Below are 23,734 nucleotides of genomic sequence, written 5' to 3' on the forward strand. Positions count from 1 at the left end.
ACGCTTACGAGGTTATTTGGGTATATTTAATAGTGAGAAACGTATGAGTAAGATTTCCCCTCGCCATTCTACTACCATGCCTATTGTTCCTCTTAAAACGGCTTCTAAAGCACCAGTTTCGGGCGCGTATGACCGTCGATTCCATGTGATGGCAAAGCCGGGCGGAGCAAAATGCAACATCGATTGTCAGTACTGCTTTTATCTGCATAAAGAAAATCTACTGCACCAAGAAAAGCAGCCAAAAATGGACGACGCAACATTGGAAGCGTTCGTGAAAAGCTACATCGAAAGTCAGGATGGCGAAGAAATTGTATTCTCATGGCAGGGTGGGGAGCCAACGCTGCTTGGGTTGGACTATTTCCGCAATGTCGTAGCTCTGCAAAAGAAACATCAGCCGAAAGGCGTTCGCATTGAAAACGACCTTCAGACCAACGGCATTTTGCTAAACGATGAGTGGTGTGCGTTTTTAAAAGAGCACAACTTCCTAGTTGGCTTGTCGATTGATGGGCCACGAGAGCTGCACGATAAATATCGCAAAACCCGCAGCGGTAAGCCGACGTTTGATCTGGTGATGAAAGCGGTAGACAAGCTCCAAGCGCATGGCGTGAAATTCAACGCGTTGGTGACGGTGAATCGACACAATGCGAAATACCCGCTCGAAGTGTATCGATTTTTAACCCAAGAATTGGGTGTGACATACATTCAGTTTGCACCGGTGGTTGAAGCGAACGACTTCCAAACAACCGCACCGCAGTTTTGGAACGAACAGATGATCCCAACCAAAGGCAGTGATCTGGCGAAACCGGGTCATCCAATGTCTGTTGTGACGGATTGGTCGGTTGATCCTGAAGACTGGGGACGCTTTTTAATGGCGACCTTTGAAGAATGGGTGAATAACGATCTTGGCCGTGTACTGGTTAACCTGTTTGAAACCGCGGTAGCGCAAGTAATGGGGAAACCTTCCCAACTTTGCGTGACAGCTGAGTTTTGTGGCAAAGGCTTGGCGATTGAGCACAATGGCGACGTGTTCAGTTGCGACCACTATGTATACCCAGAATACAAACTCGCCAACATTCATGAACACTCATTGAATGACATGGCCTTCTCTACACGACAATACACCTTTGGCATGGCAAAACGCGAATCTTTGCCGACGTATTGTAAGCAGTGTCCCTACTTGCCTTATTGCTGGGGCGAGTGTCCGAAAAACCGTCTGATCAAAACGCCGAATGGCGAGGCTGGACTAAACTATCTGTGTTCGGGAATCAAAATGTTCTTTGATTACGCGTTACCGATGTTGGTTGGTCTTGCACAACTTCTCCAATCTGAAGAACCGCAAAGATAACATAGTGAATATAACCTTAAGTTATTTCATTTGTTCTTATACTTAACTATTGAAAAGACGGCTTAAACCACTGAAAAGGTACCCTATGAACCACGCACAACAAGCGATAAAAGAACTCATCGAACAAACAGAAAAAAGCGTCATTGGACAAAGCCACGTGGTTCGAGCTTTAGTCATCGGGTTATTAACGAACGGGCACATTCTTCTAGAAGGTTTGCCGGGAACGGCAAAAACACGTTCTGTAAAATCGTTAGCGAACTTGTTAAACACCAGTTTTGGTCGAATCCAGTTTACGCCGGACCTTTTGCCATCGGACGTGACGGGAACCGAGGTTTATCAAGAGTTGGATGGCAAGCCGCAACTCCATTTTCAGCCAGGGCCAATTTTTAACAGCATAGTGCTTGCCGATGAGGTCAACCGTGCGCCAGCCAAAGTACAAGCCGCACTGCTTGAAGCCATGGCAGAAGGCACTATCACGGTAGGCGATAAAACTCACGTATTGCCAGACTTGTTTATGGTGCTTGCAACGCAAAACCCAGTAGAACAAGAGGGCACGTACCCGCTGCCAGAAGCGCAAATGGACCGTTTTATCATGAAGGTTACCGTCGATTACCCAGAAGATGACGCTGAACGTGACATCATCCGTTTGGTGCGCAGTGAAGAATTAGGTGCGGAAACCAGCAGCGAAATTATTACGCCAAAACACATCGAGCCAGACGTGGTGCTAGAAGCGCGCCGTCAGTTACCAAACATCGTGGTATCAGACCTAGTGGAAAACTACGTTGTCGCGTTAGTGATGGCGACTCGTAAGCCAGAGCGTTATGCCGATTCAAACTTAGCAAAATGGATTGAGATTGGCTCTAGTCCCCGTGCTTCCATCGCACTAGACAAATGCGCTCGTGCGTATGCGTGGATGCAAGGACGTGACCATGTCACTCCTGACGATGTGCGAGCCATGGTTCCGTCTGTACTGGGCCACCGTTTTTCTTTGACCTACGATGCACTAGCAGACGGAGTCGATCACCAACGCGTCGTGCAAGAGCTGCTAGATTGTGTAGAAATTGGGTAAGCGGGAGGCATTATGGCTAAGCCAACTCTTGCGCCAAAATCACAGGGGATGGATCCCCGTTTGTACTGCGATTACGCTCGTTTAGTACGTTTGCAAGCACAAGCACAAGCAGAATCATTCAGTTTACTTCCTCATCTAAAAGCGGGTAGCGTACTCTCAGGCCGCCACAATTCGCTGTTTCGCGGTCGTGGATTGAACTTCGAAGAGCTGCGCCATTATCAATTGGGTGACGACATTCGTAACCTGGATTGGAAAGTCACGATGCGCACAGGCAAGCCGCACGTGCGCAGCTACACCGAAGAAAAAGATCGCAACGTGATCGTGTGTGTCGACCAGCGCAGCGCAATGTTTTTTGCTTCGACGCAAGTAATGAAATCGGTTGTCGCGGCAGAAATCGCGGCCATGTGCGGGTGGCGTGTGTTAAAAGATGGCGACCGAGTTGGTTTTGTCATCGCGTCCCAACAGGCGTTGTTTCACAGCAAGGCGCAGCGTTCGCAAAACGATCTTCTGGCTCAACTTAAGCGTCTCGCTAAAGCCAATCAATCGCTCAATGTGGACTCCCGCAATTCCGAAAAAGTGACGTTCAGTCAATGGATTGAGCTCATTAAACGCATGAAGCTCAAACAATCCACTTTGATTTTTATCAGCGACTGGAGCGACTGCGAGGAGCACCATCTTGACCACCTTAAACAGCTACAACAGCACAACGATGTTCTCGCAGTGATGGTCAGTGACCCATTAGAACAAGCGCTACCAGACGATTTGGCAAAATCGAAATGGGTGGTTGGTGATGGGCAGTATCAACTCAATTTAGACAGCAAAGCAAAGGTAGAAGCCGCGAGCGCAAAGCTTGAGGCTCGAACTAGCTTACAGCGTCAATCACTCTCTCAACTTATGGCGATGAAACACCTTCCGCACATCGAACTCGATACGACAGGCGAGCACATTAAACAATTTCAAAAACTGGTAGGAGGGCGTTAAATGAGTGGTCTTCCTACGCCTCCGAGTACCTACATACTCAGAGAGCTACATGATGTGGCCGTGCCACCAAGCGTGAGTTGGTATCCGCAAACTATTGGCTGGAAAATTTTAGCGGCGGTTGCGCTCATTGCATTAGTGTATGTCGCGTATCGCTTGGCTCAACAATGGTGGTGTAACCGCTACCGACAAGAAGCTCTGTTGACGATTTCGCAAATCAAACCGAGCGACAAAGGAATGCCTAAAGCATTGTTCTCTGTGCTTAAAATTGTGTTGATTCATGTTGATAGCCGTAACGCGAAATTGTTTGATACCGCCTTTTTGCGCAAGCTCGATGCGCTATATCCGCAAACCGGAGATTCTCAAGCAAACTCGCAAGTGGTCTTTAACGATGAGCTTTCAAAGCGCTGGCTACAAAGTATTGTTGACCCAAGCGTTACGCTAACCAACGAAGAGCGAGTAACGCTTATTGCTCGTGCGAAAAACTGGGTGAGTGAACATCGTTGTGATGTTAAAAAAAGCGCGGCAAAGAAATCACCACTATTGAAACGCAAAGCAAATCAGGGAGGTCAACATGAATGATCTTCTTGTATCGCTAACTGGTTTGTCTGGTTTTGAATTTGCTCACCCAATGTGGTTTCTGATTTTGCCGCTGCCATTGGTGGTGTACTACTTGGTGCCTGCATATCGCACTAAGCAAATGGCGATCAAAGTGCCGTTTTTTAGTCAGTTGGTGGAAGCGATTGGCGAGACGCCGTCAGAAGGTGCAAGCCAGTTAACCCCAAGCTGGTGGCAACGAGCAACGTTAATTCTCTCATGGCTTTTGGTGGTGTGTGCGATGGCAAAACCCACCGTGTTAGGCGAGCCTCAAGTTCGCGAGAGTTTAGGGCGCGATGTTATGGTGGTGGTGGATCTTTCGGGTTCCATGGCTGAGCCTGATTTCACGTCTCGTACAGGTGAAAAAATTTCTCGCCTTGATGCGGCAAAAGAAGTGCTTACGGAGTTTGTTCAGTCTCGTAAAGGTGACCGATTAGGCTTGGTACTTTTTGGTGATGCCGCTTTTGTACAAACGCCATTTACCGCAGACCAAAAAGTGTGGCTCGAACTGCTTAACCAAACCGATGTGGCAATGGCAGGGCAGAGTACCCATCTTGGTGATGCAATTGGCTTAGCGATTAAAGTTTTTGAGCAAAGCGATAAGTCGCGTGGTGCTTTAGAACAAGAGCAAAACCGTGAAAAAGTCGCGATTGTATTAACCGATGGTAATGACACGGGCAGCTTTGTCGAACCGATTGATGCGGCGAAAGTTGCGAAAGCCAAAGGCGTGCGAGTGCACGTGATTGCGATGGGTGATCCGGAAACGATAGGTGAAACCGCGTTGGATATGGACACGATTCATCGCATTGCGAAAGAATCCGGCGGTGAAGCGTTTGAAGCACTCAACCGTGATGAACTGTCGGCTGCCTACGACGAGATTGGCAAGCTGGAACCTCAACTTTACGAAAGCACCACATACCGGCCGAAACAAAGTCTTCACCATTACTTGATGGCGTTAGTGGTTATCATGCATTTACTCGCGTTCAGCGTCGCGACACTCAAAAGAAGGGCTGCAACACGATCATCATTAGGAGAGAGCGATGTTTGATTCTCTTAGTTGGACGCAATTCTTTACGCAGTTTCATTTTATTCGACCGCTGTGGTTACTGGCTTTGATCCCTATGTTTTTCTTGGTGTGGTTGCGCTGGCGAGAAGAAAGCAAACCAAGCTGGAAGGATATTCTGCCCGAACATTTACGCAATGCTTTGACGATAGGCGAGCGAGGTTGGCGCAAGCAACTGCCGCTTAAGCTCTTGATGTTGATTGTGCTAATCGCCATTGTGATTTGTGCAGGCCCAACATGGCAACGTGAATCTTCTCCCTTTGGCGAAGATAAAGCCTCTCTGCTTGTGGTGCTTGATAATAGCGACTCGATGCTGCAAAAAGATCTCCCACCAAGCCGCCTTGAGCGTTCCAAACAGAAAATACGCGATTTGTTAGTTGCGCGAAAAGGCGGAAAAACGGGTTTAGTCGTGTTTGCGGGCAGTGCTCATGTGGCGATGCCTGTGACTCAAGACAGCAAAGTATTTGACCCATTCTTGGCGGCTATTACGCCAGAAATCATGCCCGTGCAAGGTAAGCTTGCTGAAAAAGCCCTACCGTTAATTGACCAACAATTGCAAGGTCAACCAGGCTCCACCGTTTTGTTGGTGAGCGACGGCGTGAACCCGGCCACGATTAAGCAATACCAAGCGTATTTTGCAGGCAAACCTTATCAACTGTTAATTCTTGCTGCGGGGAATACAGACATCGTGAGTAACAACCCGATGGATTTGGATTCTCTGCAAAAACTGGCCAGCCAGACCAACGGTCGATTGGTGGAAGTGACGGTCGATAACAGTGATATTGAACAACTGAATCGATACGTTGAGCGCAATATGCAGCTTAATGGCGAATCTTCAATGCCTTGGAAAGACATGGGTTATCAACTGCTGTTCCCAATCGCGTTGATCATGATGCTGTGGTTTAGAAAAGGGTGGTTAGTGCAGTGGTGCGTGATCGTAATGGTGAGCGGTACACTGTTGATGCCGACCAGTGCAATGGCGGAGAACATTTCTGTGAAAGCCGAGCAGCCACAAGTTGTGCAAAAAGTGACGACCTTCGACAAGGTGGCGCAATGGTGGTGGGATTTGTGGCTGACGCCAGACCAACAAGGACAGCGTTTGTTCAACCAACAAGCGTATTTAGAAGCTGCAAAACACTTTGTCGATCCATTACGCAAAGGCACGGCGTACTACTACGCTAGCGAGTTTGAGCTCGCGCACAGTGCGTTTTTGGAAATGCAAAACGACCCGTCTGAAGAGGTTCGAGATTACGGTCTTTACAATGCGGCGAGCGCATTGGCGCGCCAACGTGAATATTTGGCTGCTCGTGACTTGTTAAAATCCCTAGCCAGCAAGCCAACGTTGAGCGAGTCGTTAAGACCTGATGTTGAGCACAACTTGAAAGTGATTGCTGGCATCGTCGATGAGATAAATCAGATGAGTGAAAGTCAAGCCGGAACAGAGCAAGAGGCGTCAACCGAGCTAGGCGACAACCCTCAAACCGCAGAAGGAGCGGATGAACAAACGTCAGCAGAGTTGATGATTAAAGAGACGTTAAGTGCAGACGACATCTTAGGTAGCCAAGAATTAGCCGATAAGTGGCTAAAGCGAGTCGAAGCGGATCCGAAGTATTTCTTACGCGCTAAATTTCAAATTCAATTACGCTCGCCAACAACGGGTAGCTCAACTACGACAACGGAACACAATACAGAGGAGGCGGCCCAATGATGATGAATGTCCATCGCGTTACCTCTTTTGCACTTCCTGCAAGGATAGTGGCATGGTTAGTGGTTTGTTTGAGTCTGTTCGTAAGTCGTCACGTTTTCGCTCAGGATATTTACGATCTTCAACGCAATCATGGTGTTGAGTTGCAAGCGTGGGTCGGTCAACAACCAACGGCTGGAGAAAAGCGTAAAACGCCAAGTTTTAGTGTCAACGAGCAAGTCATTTTAACCATCGAAGTGGCAACGCCGCGCTGGTTTACGGGTGGGACGCGAATTGGCAGTATTGAAATGCCCAATGTTATCGCCAAACAGCGTAATCAGTTAGCCACTAACTTCACGGAGCACAAGGGCGGACAAACTTGGTCGCGTCAACGCTGGGAAGTGACTTTGTATCCACAAGCATCTGGTGATTTTGTGATTCCACCTGTCGCTGTGGGCGTTCAGGTGTCGGCGCCGGACGGCGAGAAGGTGTCAGGCACACTTTACACGCAGCCGATTAAGTTCAAAACTGTCTTGCCATCGGGATTGTTGAGCGGTGACACGCCTTGGTTTTCTGCAACGTACGTAGACGTAAAACAAGAGTGGGAAACCTCCACTGAGTCACTCAAAGTTGGGGATGCAATCACGCGTAAAATCACCATTTTGGCTCATGATTCGCTATCTGTGTTGCTACCAGACTTGTTGAAAGGAGAATCAACAACCCGTTACCAAGCGTATCCTCAACCGCACCGTCTTACAGATACGCAAACACGTGGTGATTACCAGTCAACACGCACAGAAGAGAGCGTGTACGTGATTCAACAAGGTGGTGAACTAACCCTGCCAGATTATGAGTTCCGTTGGTGGAACAGTAAGACTCAACAAGTGGAAACGGTGGTGTTAGAGGGCAAAACATTTGCTGCGAAGCACACGTTGAAATCCTTCATCAAAACGTATTTTGCATGGATTGTATCCACGCTTGTATTGCTGGGTTTTGTGACTGTTTCATTGGTAGCCATTAAACGTTACTACCGCAACAAACCGACACCAGCATGGTTGACGTTCCACCGTTTGTTAAAGGCTAAACGTTGGTCTGAAGCAAGGACCGTATTGTACAAACAATTGCGTTTAAATACGGCAGAGCTGGAAATGACCAAAGCCGATACGAGTGAATCGTGGCAAAAAAGTGCGTCGCGAATGCAAAATGGTGAAAATAGCGCTCATTTAATGAAGTCGATGTGGCGCAAGATCCAGACCAAACAACAACGTTTTAAATTCCGTATTCCGCGAGCTTTACCAGAACTGGACAAAGTCATTGGAAGAGATGGCAATGAATAAAACGGGGCGCTAATATAGCGCCTCGTTTTTATTAGAGAATAGAGTTCAAATGAGCCAAGAGTTTATGCGCCGCGCATTGGAAGTGTCCAAAAATGCGCTTCCTGAATGTCAACCAAACCCGCCGGTTGGCTGCGTGTTAGTGAAAGACAACCAAATTGTTTCAGAAGGTCATACTCAAGCTATTGGTGGCAACCACGCGGAAGTAGAAGCGCTGAATGCATATCAAGGCTCGTTAGAATCGGTGACGGCATACGTTACGCTCGAACCGTGTTCGTTTGTAGGTCGCACGCCAGCTTGCGCGGTGACATTAGTGAAATCCGGTATTGGCAAAGTCGTCGTAGCCATGTTGGATCCAGATCCGCGCAACAGTGGTCGAGGTATCGAGATTCTAAAACAATCCGGTATTGAGGTAGAAATTGGTTTATGCGGCAAGGAAGTCAGCGAGTTTCTTACCCCATATTTAGGCAAATCTTAATGTAAGCTTTGGCTTGCACGATAGCTACTCACTTATGCGGTGAATGGAGTACGTCAAAATTGAGTTAAAACTCATTAAAACAGGTCGTACCGCCCATTTCTTGTACTTAGCTACGTTAACTATCATGCTGTTAGATTAAAATAGAAAAAGTGATTTTCGAAAAATTTAATAGCATGAAACCGACCGATCTTAATCTCATTCCCATTTTTATCGCCATCTACGAAGAGCGTAATTTGTCTCGGGCGGCGGCACGTTTAGACATCACCCAACCCGCGGTGAGTAAAGCGCTAGCAAGATTGCGCGATATCTACGACGAACCATTGTTTCACCGCAGTTCTTCTGGTGTTGAGCCAACATCGTTTGCTGTCGATATTTATCCGGCCATGGTTGCGGCGATAAAGAACTTTACCTCGACGCTGTCGGCATCGGTTGAGTTTGATCCTAAAGTTTCCAATCGCATTTTCTCTATCGCTTGCGTGTCGATTTTAAGCTACGAGTTACTGCCACAGTTGATGAAGCAGATTCACGAGTTAGCGCCGAATATCGCTTTGGAAGTGCACCCGCTGTTTACTGAGGATTACGAAAGTGATCTGCGCTTACAACGTTATGATTTGATTATCGATTTAGCACCGCGCGGGAGAACGGTCTTGAAAGTTGAACCCGTGATCACTGAGCGTTTGATGGTGGTGTGTAACAAAGATCACCCTCGTATCGCTGAGAGCATTTCTCAAGAGCAGTTTTTTGAAGAAGAACACGTTGCAGTATCGCAGTGGCAAAGCCGAAAAAGCATGCTGAGTGCAGAAGATATTGTTGATTTGGACAAACGCAAAATCATGTATCGAGCCGCAGGAGCATTGGAAATGTTGCCGGTTATCTGCGGTAGCGAATACATTGGTTTGATGCCAGAATCGATGATTAAGTTGTTCAGTAATACCTATCATGTGAAAGCACTGCCGTTTCCATTTGATGTAACAACTTACGATCTTTGCACCATTTGGCACCCTAGTCGCACTAATGAAAGTGCCCATCAGTGGTTGCGCGCGCAAATCAAACACGCAGGGAAAGTCATCAAGAAATAGGAAGTCCATATGAAGACAATACGAGCGATTCTAAACGGCAAAAAAGCCGGTAATCCTGAGCTAAGAGACGCCATCATGAAAATGAGAGACAGGGACAGGGGCGTAGATGTGCAAGTTCGCGTCACTTGGGAATCGCAAGATATGCCGCGTCTCGTGAAAGAAGCGGTAACGGATGGTATTGAGCGTATTGTTGTTGCGGGTGGCGATGGCACTGTCAATGAGGTTGCTTCGGCACTTATCCACATTGATCATGAAAGTCGCCCTGAACTTGCCATTATTCCGCTTGGTACGGCCAATGATTTTGCGACCGCGAATCATATTCCAGATTCGATTACTGATGCATTAACGTTGGCAGTGGAAGGGCAAGCGCTGTCTGTTGATTGCGTTAAGGCGAACGATCGTTGCTTTATCAATGTCGCGGCGGCGGGTTTTGGCGCAGAAGTGACGGCAGAAACGCCTGTTGAGTTAAAAAACTTTCTCGGTGGTGGGGCTTACACACTGACTGGCGTTGTGAAGGCGCTCGGCTTCAAACCTTATGATGGCAGCATCATTATCGAAGGGGGGCGCTACGATGGAGAAATGTTGTTAGGGGCATTTTGCAACAGCCGCTTAGCTGGTGGCGGTCAACAGCTCGCTCCCAATGCGATGATTGATGATGGTTTGATGGACTTAACGCTGGTTCGTCCGTTTTTACCGCATGAATTGCCCAAAGTCATTGAAGAGATTAACAACCCATCCGAGAAAGGCGAGTTTGTGAAACACACCCGAGCCAGTTGGTTGGAGATCGATTTTCCGAATCCTCTACCACTTAACTTGGATGGCGAACCGTATCATTCCCGTAAAATTCGATTTGAAGTGCAACCAAAGAGTTTGAAGTTGGTGCTACCTAAAGATTGCCCGTGCGTGACGCACTAAGTCTAACCTTATGAGATGAGCAAAAACAAAGCCACCGATGGGTGGCTTTGTTTTATCACTATTTTTACTGTTTCAACAATAGCTCCTTGGCTAGAGGACTTTCGTTGTTAGGGCTCTTCGTTGTTAGGGCTCGTTTATAGCTTTTGGATGGTATCTACGTCGATTTGCATGGTGGTCCATTCTGAATCGATTTCGCCACGAATTGCCACTTTGTCGTTTGGTGTCACGTCTAAGCCCATCCATTCTTCGTTGTCGATCTCTACTTCGATTTCGCCAGTGCTGTCTTTGAACAAGTAAGTCTCGTTACCTAGTGATTGAATGATGTGCCCAGTGAGCATTACGGCGCTGTCTTCGGTTGCGTTTTGCGCATCTTTCACTGTGTTGATTACGCTTACTTCTGGGCCATTAAAAGCGGCGAAAGCCGAGCTTGAAAGTAGGGCAAACATGGATGCCAAAATCATTTTTTTCATTATCGTTTCCTTAAATTAAAAGTAGTAAGTTGTGCCTACGTTAAAGGATGCTGTGTTTGCGTAGCTGTCTAGTTGGTATTTTGCGTTTGCGCCAATGGTGAGCTTTGGGAACACTTGGTATTCCGCACCCACAGAGAACATTGCGCCGAACTCGTTATTTTTCTCTGCGCTATGGAAAAGCGTGTTGGTCATTTCCATATCGTCGTTCGCTACAAGCTCGTATTCTTGATGTTTAGAAACCTTGGCGTCGTATTGTGTGTAAGTTAGACCCGCTTTGAATTTGGTTGTCCATTTATCACTTAATGCGTAGCTAAACACTGGAGCCAACGACACTTGTTTGGCTTTGATTGACGCATCCCAATCCATTTCATGATGGTAATCTTTGCCATCGATTGGCTTGATCCCTAGGTTTTTTGAACGACTATCATCAAGGTCAAACTGGCTGTAACCCAGTTCCAATGCCCAGTTGTCATCAAATGCGTAACCGATAAAGCCTGAGAAAATACCATCTTCAAGTTCAGGGCTGAGTGTTACGTTGTCAGCTGAAAAGTGAGGTTCCAAATCATGGTCAGTGGTGCCTAATCCATATTCCAGACCTACATAAGGAGCCGCAGATACCGAAACTGAGCAGGTAACAAGTAACGCAAGAAGTGTTTTGTTCATTCTAATTTTGCCTCTTCAAATCAACTTAGTGAGTAGAAGCGCATTTTGTGTGATGAAGCGTGAAATGATCGTGAAGAAATAAAAGAATTTGGCGTGCAAATAGAAAAATTCCCCAAAGCGTGGGGAATTTTTCGGTCTTGGTTCGTAAATTGATTGGGCTTCGAACAGCACTCCTGTTTAATAAACAGCGCACCAATCGTTTTTCATGTCGATAAGCTGCCAGTTGTCACGCTCATTGGCTTCGTCTAACGCTTTATCTAAGCGGCCTACGTCCGATTGACGGTCGTATTTCCACTCGCGCGCTTCGTCAGTGTGATGCACAATCATCGCCATAGAGTTTGGTTGGCTTGTCGCCCACTGCATCATCGCTTGGTCTCCGTCCGAGTTACCAACGGCGAGCACTGGCTTCTTACCAATAATGTACTGGATGTTTTCGACTTTCACTTCTTTATCATCGAGCGTTAACAGTTCGCCCAACTTCATCACTTTAGGCTGACCATCATTAAAGCTGTATTCGTATTTCAACGCACTGCCGATGATTTGTTCTTCAGGAATGTTGTACGCCTCTGTAGCCCACACGCGCATAAAGTCCACGCCACCACCCGAAACAATGTAGGTTTTGAAGTTGTTCTCTTGCAGGTACGTAAGCATTTCGCGCATCGGCTTAAAGGTGAGATCGTTATAGGCTTTACCAAAGCGCTTGTCTTTCGCTGCCGCAAGCCATTGCTCGACGGATTGTTGATATTCTTCAACGGTCATGCCGCTGTGGGTGACTTTCATGATTTGGAGTAGCGATTCTTTACCGCCAGCAAAGACTTTCTCTAAGTCGTTTTCAATGACGAATTTAAAAGGTTCCTGCGTTTTCCATTCTGGATGCGTTTTCGCAAGGGCTTTGACTTGATCTAACGCGAACGCAATTTGGAAATAAATCGGCTTTTCTGACCAAAGTGTACCGTCGTTGTCGAACACGGCAATGCGGTCAGAAACGGGAATAAATGTTGCCTTTGAACTGTCGGTAGATTGCTCGACAAAATTCACAATGGCGGTTTTGCTGTCGCTGTCTTTCCAAGAAGGGAGCAGGTTGGCATCGCAATTTTTCGCGAGGCTGGAAAAAGATAAGCTAGTTAAGACGGCAAGAGTACAGAGATGGATTTTGTTCATTATTTACCTCGATTGATTTCACTAGGTTGTGATCCCTAAAAAGGGCAATGAGGGCGGATAACCTTAAACGACCACTTACACGTTGTACTCATGTCATTTTCTCGCCCACGCGTTAGCGTTGAAAATTCGCCTTCATCATAAGCAAGCGTAGTCGCATTCCTTGGTTGTGCACGAAATGAATAACGTAATGCTTCCAAAACGCCGCATACGGGTTATCTCAAACTGCCCAAAGTAGAGTAGCAACAAGCGCCATGAAAATAGGTTATAAGCGGTATAACAAGCCTGCGGTATTAATGAAATTTATGATTGGGTCATCAAGGTGAATCGCAGGTAAATATCCGGATCACGCCTTCAAATTCGCAACAGCAAAGGTGACTCATGCAAATTACTCAAAGTCCTCAGTTCAACGGCAAAGCGTCTAAGCGTTTACATGTTATGGCAAAGCCCATTGGTGCTGCCTGTAACATTGACTGTACTTACTGCTACTACCTCAGCAAACAGGACTTACTTGAGTATAAAAAAGGATGTTCACCAATGATGGATGAAGCCACGTTAGAGGCTTACATCAAACAGTATATTGAAGGGCAAAATACACCTGAGATCGTCTTCTCTTGGCAGGGCGGCGAGCCAACGATGCTGGGTTTGGATTACTTCAAGAAAATTGTCGAGTTTCAAGCGAAGTACCAACCCGAAGGCGTGAAGATCTCAAACGATCTGCAAACAAACGGCACGTTATTGAATGACGAATGGTGCGAATTTTTAAGCGAGAACCATTTCTTGGTGGGCTTGAGTATTGATGGCCCTGAAATGCTGCACAACGCGTATCGAACCAACCGAGCCGGTCGGGGCACATTCAAACAAGTCATGAATGCGGTGGAGTTGCTGCATAAATATCAGGTGAACTTTGCCACGCTTACTTGTGTGAACAACCTGACGAGCCGAAATCCGCTGGAAGTATACCGTTTTCTGCGAGATGAAGTCCGTTCGCCACAAATGCAGTTTATTCCTATTGTTGAACAGAAAACGTTCCGCACCACTGCGCCTCAAAAATGGCAACCGCAAGAACAGCTTAAACAAGGAGACAAGCGTTTGATTCCGGGTCACAAAGATTCTGTCATGGAACCTTGGTGTGTTGCTGATGAAGCTTGGGGTAACTTCCTGATTGCGGTTTTTGATGAATGGATTAAGAACGATATCGGCAAAGTGTTTGTGCAATATTTTGAAGCCAGTGTAGAGGCCTGGATGGGGCGCGCTAATCCACTTTGTACGCTGGGTGAGGTGTGCGGTAAGGGGTTGGCGATGGAGCCAAATGGCGATGTGTTTGCGTGTGATCATTACGTTTATCCGGAGTATAAAATTGGCAATATTCATCATGACAAGCTGGATGAACTGGCCTACAGCAAAGAGCAACAGAAGTTCGGTTTTGCAAAATCTCGCTTGTTAACGCAGCAATGTCGAGACTGTGAGTATCAGTTTGCATGCTACGGTGAATGCCCGAAAAACCGTTTCATTCGTACTCGTGATGGTGAGCCGGGACTTAACTATTTATGTGCAGGATGGAAGAAATTCTTTGCACATGCTGACAAAGCGATGGCATACATTTTACGCGCAACGGGTAACGTGGTGGCTCATGGCAAATACAGCGATTCAGTCGTGCGCCAAGAGAGTGAACAACGCCCAGTATTCGAAACAAAATTTTGAGGAATTGGTATGTCATTGTCTACAGAAGCCCCCCTGTTAAAGACACCGTGTTTGGCATCGCGCAAACGTCGACCGAACAAAGTGAAGATGCTTTCTAAGTCGTTATTGGCGGTCACATTAGGCGCGGTCATTAATCATTCTGTTATGGCGCAAACGCCGACGGAACAAACGCAAGCTCAGCCGACGGCGGCAGAGCAAGTGCAACAACCAACGCCGCAGCAAGTGATTTCTAAGCTCGCTTATCAAGCCCAAGACCAAAAGTTGCCGACCGAACAACGTGTTCAAGCGCTGCGCGAACTGGGTAATTACCCAAACCAGAGTGCTCTGGTGGCTGTTGCTCGAGGTTTACAAGATAAAGATGCGGCAATTCGTGAAGCTGCGATAGTCGGCGCACAACCTTACGCGATCGAAAACCGCTGGCGTATGGTGGAACCACTACTTAAAGACGAATCCTCTTCCGTGCGTATTGCGGCGGCACTGAACTTAGTGCGTGACTATTCTGTTTTGACAGAAGCGCAAAGACCAGCGATAGAAAAGCCTGTGGACGAGCTTATAGCGAGTTTAAAGAGCGGAACGGCTAACAACACCCAATTGCTGTTAGCCGATGTGTATCGCTGGCATGAAAACTGGAAACAAGCGGACGATATCTATCAAGGATTGTTATCCAAAATGCCGGAAAACCCAGATGTTTGGCTGAACTTAGCCGACAATTACCGCGCGCAGCAACGTGAGCAAGAAGCGATTGATACATTGGATAAAGCGATCGAACGCCTTCCAGACAATGCCGCCCTGCATTATTCGAAATCTTTGACGCTCGTTCGTTTAAACGACAAAGAGCAAGCCGCAAGTGAAATCGAAAAAGCGGCCAACATGGCGAAAAACAACAGCTACTTTTGGTATTTGAATGGTGTGCTACAAGAAGAGTTCAGTGTCGATAAGGCTGTGAAATCTTTTGAACAGGCTTACTTGATTTCAGGCGCGCCAGAGCAGCTGTACGCGGTTTGTGATATCTATATTCGTTACGAGAATCCGAAAACGGATGAATGCTTGACGGAACTAGAAAAAGTCGCACCAAGCTATGTGATTGACCAGCTAAAACAGAAAAGAGTGCTGACTTCTGCAAAGCCTAAAAGCTAGTCAACCCGCTTTTCATCTTCTTTTCGCGCGGTGACGTAACACACTGCAAATGGCACATTAAGGCGAGAAAACTCTTTGATCCAACGCCATTGGTTATCTTGGAGTTTATCGCCGGGTCCTTTTACTTCAATCCACTCGAACTCGTTGTCTCTAAAAGCAATCAGATCCGGCATCCCATTACGGTAAAGCTTAAGATCGCTTAACTGAACCTTAAATAGTTCGAGTAATGTGCGGGTAGGAATGGTGTTGAGTGACTGTTCAAGCAATTCCTTGCCTATTAAGCTCCATTGAACAAACGGATTGCTGATACCAAACTTTTCATCGTATTTCGTTAAAATCGCTTGTGTATTACCCATTTTTAACTGTGCGAAAGCTTCATCAATCAGTGCTTGGCGCTTTGCTACAAAATCGGAATGGTACAAATCCAGAGGACGGTGTTGATAGGCATTGATGAATGCCCCTTCAATGGGAGCGAAAATCGCATCCCAAAAAGTGAGCCCAAGTAATGCATTCAGCAGTGCATTTTCGGCGTAAAATACACTCCAACCTAAAGATTCAAAGTGCGCTTTGCTGGCGAGTTCGACTCTCTGTTGAGATAAATCCAGTTCAACTCGGTACTCCATACAGGTTGGCTTTGTCACTCTTGGCACTTTCTCACCTTGTTTTCGTTTCAGCCGCTGCTCAAGTTTTTGTGCGACTTCGAGCTCAGACACATCGATCGGTGAGTGAAGCATCTCTGTGACAATGTCACTAAATAAATCATCATGGTTCAGTTTGTCATAGATACGTGCGCGTCGTTCTCGGCTTGGCGTAAGCTGAGTTTGGCCAAATAGAGATAGGGCGGTCTCTAGCTCATCAATCCGTTCGTAGTCACGCGCTATGTCATTCAACATGTGCTCTCGTTTACGATCCACATAAGGATGATGAACAGGGTGAGGCATAGCCTCAATAAGAAGGTCGAGATTGGCTTTGTCTTTTCGGTCAAATTGCCAGTACAGGTTGGCCAGTTGGCTCAGTTCAATTAAGCGGTCTATTTGCTCTCGTGAATTAAAGAAGCGGCGCACTTTACTCAATTGATATTGCTCGAACTGATGTAGACCTAAGTCATCAAGCACAAACTGACTTAAGTCTTGATGGGTGTTGGCAAAAAACAGAGTGAGCAACACGTCGATCATGTGGGCGGAATTGAGTCTGACGATCGTAAACTCAAGTTGCTCTACGCGATCAAATTCCGTATTACTCAAACGTTCGACAAGGGCGTCTTTCTTGAGGGATTTCGGCAGTTCGGGATAAAGCGCGGAGATCTCTGGTTTGGTCAGTAAGTTAGCCGCCAACTCTTGATGAGAAAGTGGTGGGGATAGTGAGATGAAATCTTGTCCGCCTAATTCCGCCAGCGCAGCATCGATTAATGGAATTTCTTGATAATTGAGTTTATCGCTTCGAAACCAACATCCTTTTCGGCTGTATAAACGCACCAAAAGGCACTGGGCGTGTTTGTTCAAGGAATCAAACGAACAAAGCCAGGCGTGTTCTTCCTCGGTCAGTAAATCGCTGTACCACGTTAGTGCGTGGTGAGTCAGCTTAAAGAAGTTCTCTAGATAGTAGTCTGGCGCGAGTTCGATTGGGCTTTCCATAAACGACCGATAACAAAAAAGGCTTAACCCATAGGTTAAGCCTTTTCGCTATCAAATCAATTCGCAATTATGCGTTTTTTAGCTGTGCTACTTTCGCTTCAGACAGTGGCTTAGTGATGAACGCAAGTACGATACATACAGCCATCATTGCTGAAGAAATAGTGTAAGCCAAGGTGTAGCCGTCGCCATTTGTCATCGAGAAACCAACAACTGCTGCGCCGATTGCACCACCGATACCCCATGCAGTGTAAAGCACACCGTAGTTAGTACCGTAGTTTTTCAGACCGTAGAACTCAGCCGTTAGAGTAGGGAACACCGCAAGAAGCGTACCGTAACCTACCGCTGCGATTGCTGTACCGATGATGAGAGTAAACTCAGAATCGAACGTTGCGAACAACACCATGTTTACGCCTTGTAGAACGAACGCGAGTAGAAGCGTACGAACACCGCCGATTTTATCTGCAAGCATACCCGCAGCAACACGACCGCCAGAGTTGAATACAGCAAGAATGGACGCTAGGTAAACCGCGTTTGGCAAGTTTGCTTGAACGCTTGCGATTGTCGTGATGTTACCGATGATCATTAGACCAACAGAAGCTGCGAACGCGTACATGATCCATAGAGAGTAGAACTGTGGCGTTTTCAACATTGCTTTCCAAGTCAGGTCATCTGACTTTTTCACCGCTTTAGGTGCTTGGCCTTCTTTTACTTTCGGCTCAGCAGGTGTGTAGTCTGCTGGTGGGTTGTTGATGGTTGCTGCAAGAGGAACCGCAATCGCTAGAATACCAACACCAAGAACCATAAAGCTGGTTTGAATACCCATGCTGTCGATCAGCGCAGACGTTACTGGCGCAAGGTAGATAGCCGCTAGACCAAAACCTGCCGCAATAATGCCGTTAACCATACCTTTCTTCGAAGCGTGGAACCACTTCATCGCAGAAGGTGACAGACATGCATAACCAAAACCGATACCTGCACCTGTGATTACACCAAACGTAATGTTCAGCATTAGTGGAGAATCAACAAAGCCAGATGCGATCATACCTAGACCTGTAAGAACAGTACCTAGGATAAGGATCATACGCGGACCCATACGGTCTTGAAGGATACCTGCAACAAGAAGACAGATAGAGAAGGTGATCGTTGCAGTTGCGTAAGGTGCAGAAGCTTCTGCAGCACTCCAGCCTGATTCAGTCACCAATGCCTTGTTGAATACACTCCAAGCATACAGGATGCCAAGACAAAGGTTGATACAGAACCCTGCAAGCAGGATGCGCATAGCTTTATCAATCTTGCTCATTTTCATTCTCAGTTTTACCTCTTGCTACAACGCAAAGAGGCGTTGGTTTAAAGATGTTTTTTCTCAAAATTAGTTTGCGTTTTTCAACGTTTAACGCAATGAGCGCGGATTATAACCAATAAAGATGTGATTGGAATCTCTTTTTACTTACAGATCTAAAAATAATTTGAAAATATAAAATCAATTGTTAATTGATGGTTTTGTATATAGGAAAAATGTTGATCTAACGTAATGTACTTTGTTTTCAATCCTGTAAAGCTAAGTGCAACTGAGTGAATTCAGAACGACTCGACGTTTAGCTCACATTTCCTGTAAATAGTTTCAAAATGTTTTTGAGTTAATTTTTTGTAACAAAGGTGCTCAAAATAAGTGCTAAGCAGCCGAAGTGCCGAATTTAAAGGCTTTATAAAATTCCGCTTGTTAACTGTATGTAAAGTGCGCGCTCTGAGTTGTCAGCAAGGACGAAAGTGAATAAAAAATGTGCTTGATATTGCGATCTAGATAAGCAAAATGGAGCGCAAAATGAGTTTTCATTTATGAAGGGATGCTTTTTTAGACTTGTTGTGAGGTTACTTATGAAATTGTTCCTATTACTCATGGCTTCTGTTTCTGCTGGTGTAGCATCTGCAGATCACATCCATTCATTTATGTTAGGTTTATCTATTGCTTCTCTGGCAGTGGGTAGCTGTTATTTCTTTGCTTTCCGTAGCTCGCGTTTTCCGCAGTTAGCGCTGTTTCTATTGATTTGCGGCATGTTATCTAAACTGACTATTACGGTTGTAGGTGTTATGTGGGGTATGTCTGCGCAATTGATTACTTCACCAATCGTGTTTGCGTTGTCTTATCTTTTCTTTTCACTTGCTGTTACGTACTTGTGGTTCAGCTATCGTGAAAGCATCACGCAAATTCCAGAGCGATTTAAAGCAGCTTAATTTAGCGCTTTGATAAGGACAAATATGAAAACGCCAGCGATTAACGCTGGCGTTTTTGTTTTGGTGATACTTCGCTATTTGGCGTGAAGTTTCTTCGTAAGTTGAAGTAAATAACCTTCGTTTGGAGCGAAAGGCTTAAAAAGCAAGCCTGAGCTAACCCGAGATTGTAAGTGGTGGTTCCGGTACTTCAAGGAAGCAAGCAATGACGCGATAGATTTCTCCTTCAGCAACGGTAATTTCCCCATCTGATTCAATCGCGAGTCGACAAGCTTTGACGAACATTCGTCTGTCATTGGGTTTCAGTTGTAGCAACAACTCTAATGCGGCGCGACTTAAATGCCAATTGCTGTTAGCTGGTTCTAACTTCACTTCAGGAAAGCCTAAATGGGCGAGGGCACAATGGTAGGCGCGCTGAGCTTTGTCTGCTTGAGAGTGGCTGACCCATGCCAGTTCTCGCAATAGCCAAAACACACTTTCCTCTAATTGCTTCAACGTCTTGTGTTGTTTGATGAATCCAAAAGAGGCGAGTAGCTGCTTTTCTAGTAAGTTGATGACACACCATTCGGCTAGCGAGTATTGATTATCCGTCTCTGAGAGCTCACGTAGCACTTTACATAAGCTGATTTTCTGGGCTTCACTCAGCGATTTAAGTGCCGGCAGAGCGAGTTCGAGTAACGGGAAACGCAGATGAAGTGGTAAGTCGTAATCTAACCAGGGAAGCAATGTAGATTGCGATGCGAGTGGAACGTACGACTTAATCATTTCGCGCTGAATATCGCTGCCATCAAAAATGAGGGCGAATGCAATAAATCGGGCGCTATATGGTTCACGTGCGATATCAACTAGCTCTGGTGGTAATTGACTGATCAACTGTTGGCCTGTCTCGCTCAATTGCTCCGATGGTGAGGCAGATTGCGAAGCAGGAGAGCCGCCACCTACGGCAAAGCCACTGACTTGTTCGTTATCAAACGCCGTGTTTTGAGCATGAGAATGTTGAGCGTAGCTTCCATCCCAATGGGGTTCGATTCTTCGAATTCTTTCGTCCAATGGTGGGTGTGTCGCGAACAAACCAGAGAATCCGGACAATTTACTCTGTCCAAACATCATGTGGCTCATTTCATCACTGGCTTTCGTGTTTAAGGTAGAGCCTTGAACGTTGCTGCCAATCTTCTTTAACGCTCCCGCAATCCCTTGATCGTTGCGAGTGAACTGCACGGCACTGGCGTCAGCTAAAAACTCGCGTTGGCGCGAAATCGCTGCTTTGATCATGTTGCCGAACAAGGTTCCTAACCAACCCAGCACCAAGCAGACAATCGCAATCAGTATGATGACAGCGAAGCCTTTGTTTGAATCAGAAGAACTGCGTGATACGTGACGAGTGCTGTTCGAGTTATCCAAGATCAGATGACCAAAATGAGCAATGCAGGTAATGCCAAATAACGCACCAATCAGACGAGTATTCAACCGCATATCACCATTTAAGATGTGGCTGAACTCATGGGCAATTACACCTTGAAGTTCGTCACGGCTAAACGCATCTAGTGCTCCTTGCGTTACTCCGATGACGGCATCATCAATGCTCATGCCTGCAGCAAACGCGTTGATGCCGTGCTCTTCCGCCAGCACATAAACTGGTGGCACGGGAATTCCCGACGCGATGGACATTTCTTCCACAACGTTGAGTAACTGGCGGTGTTTCGCATTTGACGTGTCTGTCGAAATCAACTTGCCGCCGATACTTTCTGCAACGCCACGTCCACCATTGGCGTTTAGCTCACTAAGACGAACGAATGAGCTGATGCTGACAACCAATAGCACGCCCACAAAGCTCAACAAACAATAACTGATGATGGATTGAGTGGTGAACGGTTCGCCAGTGAAATAGAAGTAGATGCCAATCGAAATGACACTCACTAGCCCTGTGATGGCTAAAACGGCCAAAGTGAATAGCATCACCAAAAGTCCAGTTCGCTGGCGCGCAGTGTCTTGATGATGAAAAAAGTCCATTAGAACGCAACCTTCGGCGCTTCTTGGATTGCTTCTGTGTCTGCAAACTCAAGTAACTTACCGTCTTGGAAACCAAATGTGTTCGCGAAGATAACGGGTGGGAATGTTTGCTTGTAAGTGTTGTAGCTGGTCACGGCATCATTAAATGCTTGGCGGGCAAACGCGACTTTGTTTTCGGTACTGGTTAGCTCTTCTTGGAGTTGGCTCATCGTCTCGTTTGCTTTCAATTCAGGGTAGGCTTCTACCACAACGTTCAGTTTGCCTAGAGCGTTTTGTAACATGCCTTCTGCTTGGCTAAGCTGGCTAATTGCAGCATCACTATCTGGTGCATCACTGGCGGCTTTTAAACCTGCTATCGCTTGGTTACGAGCTTGGATAACGCGTTCAAACGTTTCCTTCTCATGATCCATGTAACCTTTAGCGGTGTTTACTAAATTCGGAATTAGGTCGTATCGACGTTTCAGTTGAACTTCGATTTGAGCGAAGCTGTTTTTAAAGCGATTTCGTAGAGTAACGAGCTTGTTGTAAATACTGATTGCGTAAACCACAACCAGCAGAACAATAACAATAAAGACAATCAGTGCAGTCATAGTGAGTTCCATTTTGTGAATGTATCAGTGTTTTATATAAGTAGTTGAGATATTAAGCAAATTAGACTTACTTATAATGTGGGGTATTTTTAAATATGGCACGTATTGCGTAAGAAATATGAGAGCCATTTAGGATAAGAACGAAGGGAAAGGATTCTCAAGGAGAGCAAAATAAAAAGGCCCGGCGTGAAAGCCGAGCCTTGTGGAGTGTAGAAATTCTAATCCGTGATTACGCTGTCATCGGAACAAGTACCATAGTACCGATGATTACCGTCAATAGGCCAGCAAGCACAGGCACTGAAGTGCGTTTTACAACTTCAAATGGGCTGATGTTTGCCATACCTGATGTCGCAACGATTACGCCAGATACTGGCGAGATGGTACGACCTAGGTTTGATGCTTGAAGCATTGGGATGATTAGGAACGCTGGGTTGATGCCCATTTTCGCCGCTAGAGAAGGCGCAAGTTCTACAAACGCATAGAAAGGCGCGTTACCAGAACCAGTAGCAATAGCCGCTGCAACGGTTAGACCTGTTAGGATCAGCATTAGTGCAACGCCGCCCGCACCTGCGTTATCGGCAAGGTGAAGTAGGTTATCGATAGCACCAATAGACATCAGACCTTGTGCAAATACGCCTGCCGCAACCAACAACATCACAACGCCTTTAAATGCATCGGCCATGCCTGCGTAGCATGAGTCTAAATCTTCAAGCGCTTTTTTGCCGTCGAATTTGTTCACGACATAATGGATAAGTGCGCCAAGGAAAATAGAACCCACAACGATGGTGTAGATATCGAGACTAAGACCAGGAATCGTACGGCCATTAAATAGGAACACACCGATGATTGGTAAGAATGGTAGTGCTGCGTAAAACGCTGGTGCATCAGCTTTAATTTCTGATACGTCGATTTTTTCCATCGGCGTATTTTCCTTCTTATCTAGGTATTTGTTCCAGAAGAAAGCTGCCGCCGCCATTACGACGATTGCACAAATCGAAACAGGAAGAACAGTTTGTACCGCAAACACATCTAGCGCCAAGCCAGACTTTTCTGCAGCGATAACGACGTCACCTGAAGTAGGAGAAAGAATAATAGCAGCAGGAGATGCACACACTGCCACAGCAGCAGGGCGAGAGATACCCATCGCAACCATCATTGGGAATAGGGTTGCCATCAATAAAACGCCAAGGCCTGTTGCAGAGCTCACCGCTAGAGACATCAAACACGCCACAATGTAAGCCGCTACCAAAAGGACATAAGGAGACTTGATAACAGAAAGCGGTTTAGAGAACTGTTTCACGACAACGTTGTTCGCGCCGATGTGAGTCATGTAAGAAGCGAAGCCACATAGCAACATGATTTGCATACCAAGGCCGCCGCCACGGTATTGCAGCATGTATTTCACGTATTCTAGCGAGTCTGTCACCATGTTACCGGTTGAGGTGATGCTTGATGGCAGAACGTCATGGCCCAAAAAGCCAGTCATAAGAAGCAAACTGATACCAGCGGTCAAAAGTACGCCAGCTGCTTTGTAACCTTTGACAATGAAATAGCCCACCGCAATGGTTACTACCAAGCCAATTAAGAGCTCTAGCAT

Annotated in this window: 21 protein-coding genes; 13 read left to right on the forward strand and 8 right to left on the reverse strand. The window is 46.3% G+C overall.

Annotated elements, in window-relative coordinates; translation table 11 throughout:
* Positions 1–43 precede the first annotated feature (43 nt).
* The 10 genes from ACF8OV_RS20235 to yegS all read left to right on the forward strand — a co-directional run bounded on the left by ACF8OV_RS20235 (position 44) and on the right by yegS (position 10,542).
* Positions 44–1,345: an anaerobic sulfatase maturase gene (locus tag ACF8OV_RS20235; RefSeq protein ID WP_025499466.1), complete on the forward strand. Its 1,302-nt coding sequence runs from the start codon at positions 44–46 to the stop codon at positions 1,343–1,345.
* A gap of 85 nt (positions 1,346–1,430) precedes the next feature.
* Positions 1,431–2,414, forward strand: a complete 984-nt coding sequence (locus ACF8OV_RS20240) for a MoxR family ATPase (RefSeq protein WP_203503195.1) — start codon at positions 1,431–1,433, stop codon at positions 2,412–2,414.
* A gap of 12 nt (positions 2,415–2,426) precedes the next feature.
* Positions 2,427–3,395, forward strand: coding sequence for a DUF58 domain-containing protein (locus tag ACF8OV_RS20245; RefSeq protein ID WP_203503193.1), 969 nt, complete (start codon positions 2,427–2,429; stop codon positions 3,393–3,395).
* Positions 3,396–3,974, forward strand: coding sequence for a DUF4381 domain-containing protein (locus tag ACF8OV_RS20250; RefSeq protein WP_203503191.1), 579 nt, complete (start codon positions 3,396–3,398; stop codon positions 3,972–3,974). It begins immediately after the preceding gene.
* Complete coding sequence (locus ACF8OV_RS20255) at positions 3,967–5,037, forward strand: VWA domain-containing protein (RefSeq protein WP_029802266.1); 1,071 nt, start codon at positions 3,967–3,969, stop codon at positions 5,035–5,037. Before ACF8OV_RS20250 ends, ACF8OV_RS20255 begins: the two co-directional genes overlap by 8 nt.
* On the forward strand, positions 5,030–6,760 hold the full coding sequence (locus tag ACF8OV_RS20260; protein ID WP_062858744.1) for a VWA domain-containing protein: 1,731 nt from the start codon (positions 5,030–5,032) through the stop codon (positions 6,758–6,760). Before ACF8OV_RS20255 ends, ACF8OV_RS20260 begins: the two co-directional genes overlap by 8 nt.
* A complete protein-coding gene (locus ACF8OV_RS20265; protein WP_203503189.1) occupies positions 6,757–8,073 on the forward strand; it encodes a BatD family protein in 1,317 nt (438 codons plus the stop codon). Before ACF8OV_RS20260 ends, ACF8OV_RS20265 begins: the two co-directional genes overlap by 4 nt.
* 49 nt (positions 8,074–8,122) lie before the next feature.
* Positions 8,123–8,548 (forward strand): bifunctional diaminohydroxyphosphoribosylaminopyrimidine deaminase/5-amino-6-(5-phosphoribosylamino)uracil reductase RibD, encoded by a 426-nt coding sequence (locus ACF8OV_RS20270; RefSeq protein ID WP_029826037.1) that lies wholly within the window; start codon positions 8,123–8,125, stop codon positions 8,546–8,548.
* A 173-nt stretch (positions 8,549–8,721) separates the two neighbouring features.
* A complete protein-coding gene (locus ACF8OV_RS20275; protein ID WP_005454286.1) occupies positions 8,722–9,627 on the forward strand; it encodes a LysR family transcriptional regulator in 906 nt (301 codons plus the stop codon).
* Positions 9,628–9,636: 9 nt separating this feature from the next.
* Positions 9,637–10,542: a lipid kinase YegS gene (gene yegS / locus ACF8OV_RS20280; RefSeq protein ID WP_317676208.1), complete on the forward strand. Its 906-nt coding sequence runs from the start codon at positions 9,637–9,639 to the stop codon at positions 10,540–10,542.
* Positions 10,543–10,676: 134 nt separating this feature from the next.
* On the opposite strand, the gene ACF8OV_RS20285 is transcribed toward yegS, so the two are convergent.
* The 3 genes from ACF8OV_RS20285 to ACF8OV_RS20295 all read right to left on the reverse strand — a co-directional run bounded on the left by ACF8OV_RS20285 (position 10,677) and on the right by ACF8OV_RS20295 (position 12,836).
* Positions 10,677–11,012, reverse strand: coding sequence for a YgiW/YdeI family stress tolerance OB fold protein (locus ACF8OV_RS20285; RefSeq protein WP_005454158.1), 336 nt, complete (start codon positions 11,010–11,012; stop codon positions 10,677–10,679).
* A 15-nt stretch (positions 11,013–11,027) separates the two neighbouring features.
* Positions 11,028–11,675 (reverse strand): AcfA family outer membrane beta-barrel protein, encoded by a 648-nt coding sequence (locus tag ACF8OV_RS20290; RefSeq protein WP_203503182.1) that lies wholly within the window; start codon positions 11,673–11,675, stop codon positions 11,028–11,030.
* A 177-nt stretch (positions 11,676–11,852) separates the two neighbouring features.
* Positions 11,853–12,836 carry an HAD family phosphatase gene (locus ACF8OV_RS20295; protein WP_203503179.1) on the reverse strand — a complete coding sequence of 328 codons (984 nt, stop codon included), beginning with the start codon at positions 12,834–12,836 and terminating at the stop codon, positions 11,853–11,855.
* Between the two features lie 378 nt (positions 12,837–13,214).
* Between ACF8OV_RS20295 and ACF8OV_RS20300 the strand changes: the two genes are divergently transcribed.
* The gene (locus tag ACF8OV_RS20300) at positions 13,215–14,537 is read left to right on the forward strand and encodes an anaerobic sulfatase maturase (protein ID WP_025624896.1); all 1,323 of its coding nucleotides are present in this window, start codon (positions 13,215–13,217) and stop codon (positions 14,535–14,537) included.
* A 9-nt stretch (positions 14,538–14,546) separates the two neighbouring features.
* The gene (locus ACF8OV_RS20305) at positions 14,547–15,674 is read left to right on the forward strand and encodes a tetratricopeptide repeat protein (RefSeq protein ID WP_203503176.1); all 1,128 of its coding nucleotides are present in this window, start codon (positions 14,547–14,549) and stop codon (positions 15,672–15,674) included.
* Here ACF8OV_RS20305 and ACF8OV_RS20310 read toward each other — a convergent pair.
* Both ACF8OV_RS20310 and ACF8OV_RS20315 read right to left on the reverse strand, forming a co-directional pair.
* Positions 15,671–17,308, reverse strand: coding sequence for a VRR-NUC domain-containing protein (locus ACF8OV_RS20310; protein WP_203503173.1), 1,638 nt, complete (start codon positions 17,306–17,308; stop codon positions 15,671–15,673). The genes ACF8OV_RS20305 and ACF8OV_RS20310 overlap by 4 nt on opposite strands.
* Positions 17,309–17,375: 67 nt before the next feature.
* Positions 17,376–18,608 carry an OFA family MFS transporter gene (locus ACF8OV_RS20315; RefSeq protein WP_005486542.1) on the reverse strand — a complete coding sequence of 411 codons (1,233 nt, stop codon included), beginning with the start codon at positions 18,606–18,608 and terminating at the stop codon, positions 17,376–17,378.
* A 575-nt stretch (positions 18,609–19,183) separates the two neighbouring features.
* Here ACF8OV_RS20315 and ACF8OV_RS20320 point away from each other — a divergent pair.
* Positions 19,184–19,540, forward strand: coding sequence for a hypothetical protein (locus ACF8OV_RS20320; RefSeq protein WP_005454342.1), 357 nt, complete (start codon positions 19,184–19,186; stop codon positions 19,538–19,540).
* A 153-nt stretch (positions 19,541–19,693) separates the two neighbouring features.
* Here the strand turns inward: ACF8OV_RS20320 and ACF8OV_RS20325 are convergent, their stop codons facing one another.
* The 3 genes from ACF8OV_RS20325 to dcuC all read right to left on the reverse strand — a co-directional run bounded on the left by ACF8OV_RS20325 (position 19,694) and on the right by dcuC (position 23,734).
* Positions 19,694–21,547, reverse strand: coding sequence for a M48 family metallopeptidase (locus ACF8OV_RS20325; RefSeq protein WP_203503170.1), 1,854 nt, complete (start codon positions 21,545–21,547; stop codon positions 19,694–19,696).
* The gene (locus tag ACF8OV_RS20330) at positions 21,547–22,137 is read right to left on the reverse strand and encodes a LemA family protein (RefSeq protein ID WP_005486526.1); all 591 of its coding nucleotides are present in this window, start codon (positions 22,135–22,137) and stop codon (positions 21,547–21,549) included. The genes ACF8OV_RS20325 and ACF8OV_RS20330 overlap by 1 nt, the downstream gene beginning before the upstream one ends.
* A 229-nt stretch (positions 22,138–22,366) precedes the next feature.
* A complete protein-coding gene (gene dcuC / locus ACF8OV_RS20335; RefSeq protein ID WP_005454288.1) occupies positions 22,367–23,734 on the reverse strand; it encodes an anaerobic C4-dicarboxylate transporter DcuC in 1,368 nt (455 codons plus the stop codon).

Origin of the sequence: Vibrio sp. GLN_1 (assembly GCF_043106015.1) — a bacterium.
Lineage (GTDB): Bacteria > Pseudomonadota > Gammaproteobacteria > Enterobacterales > Vibrionaceae > Vibrio > Vibrio parahaemolyticus.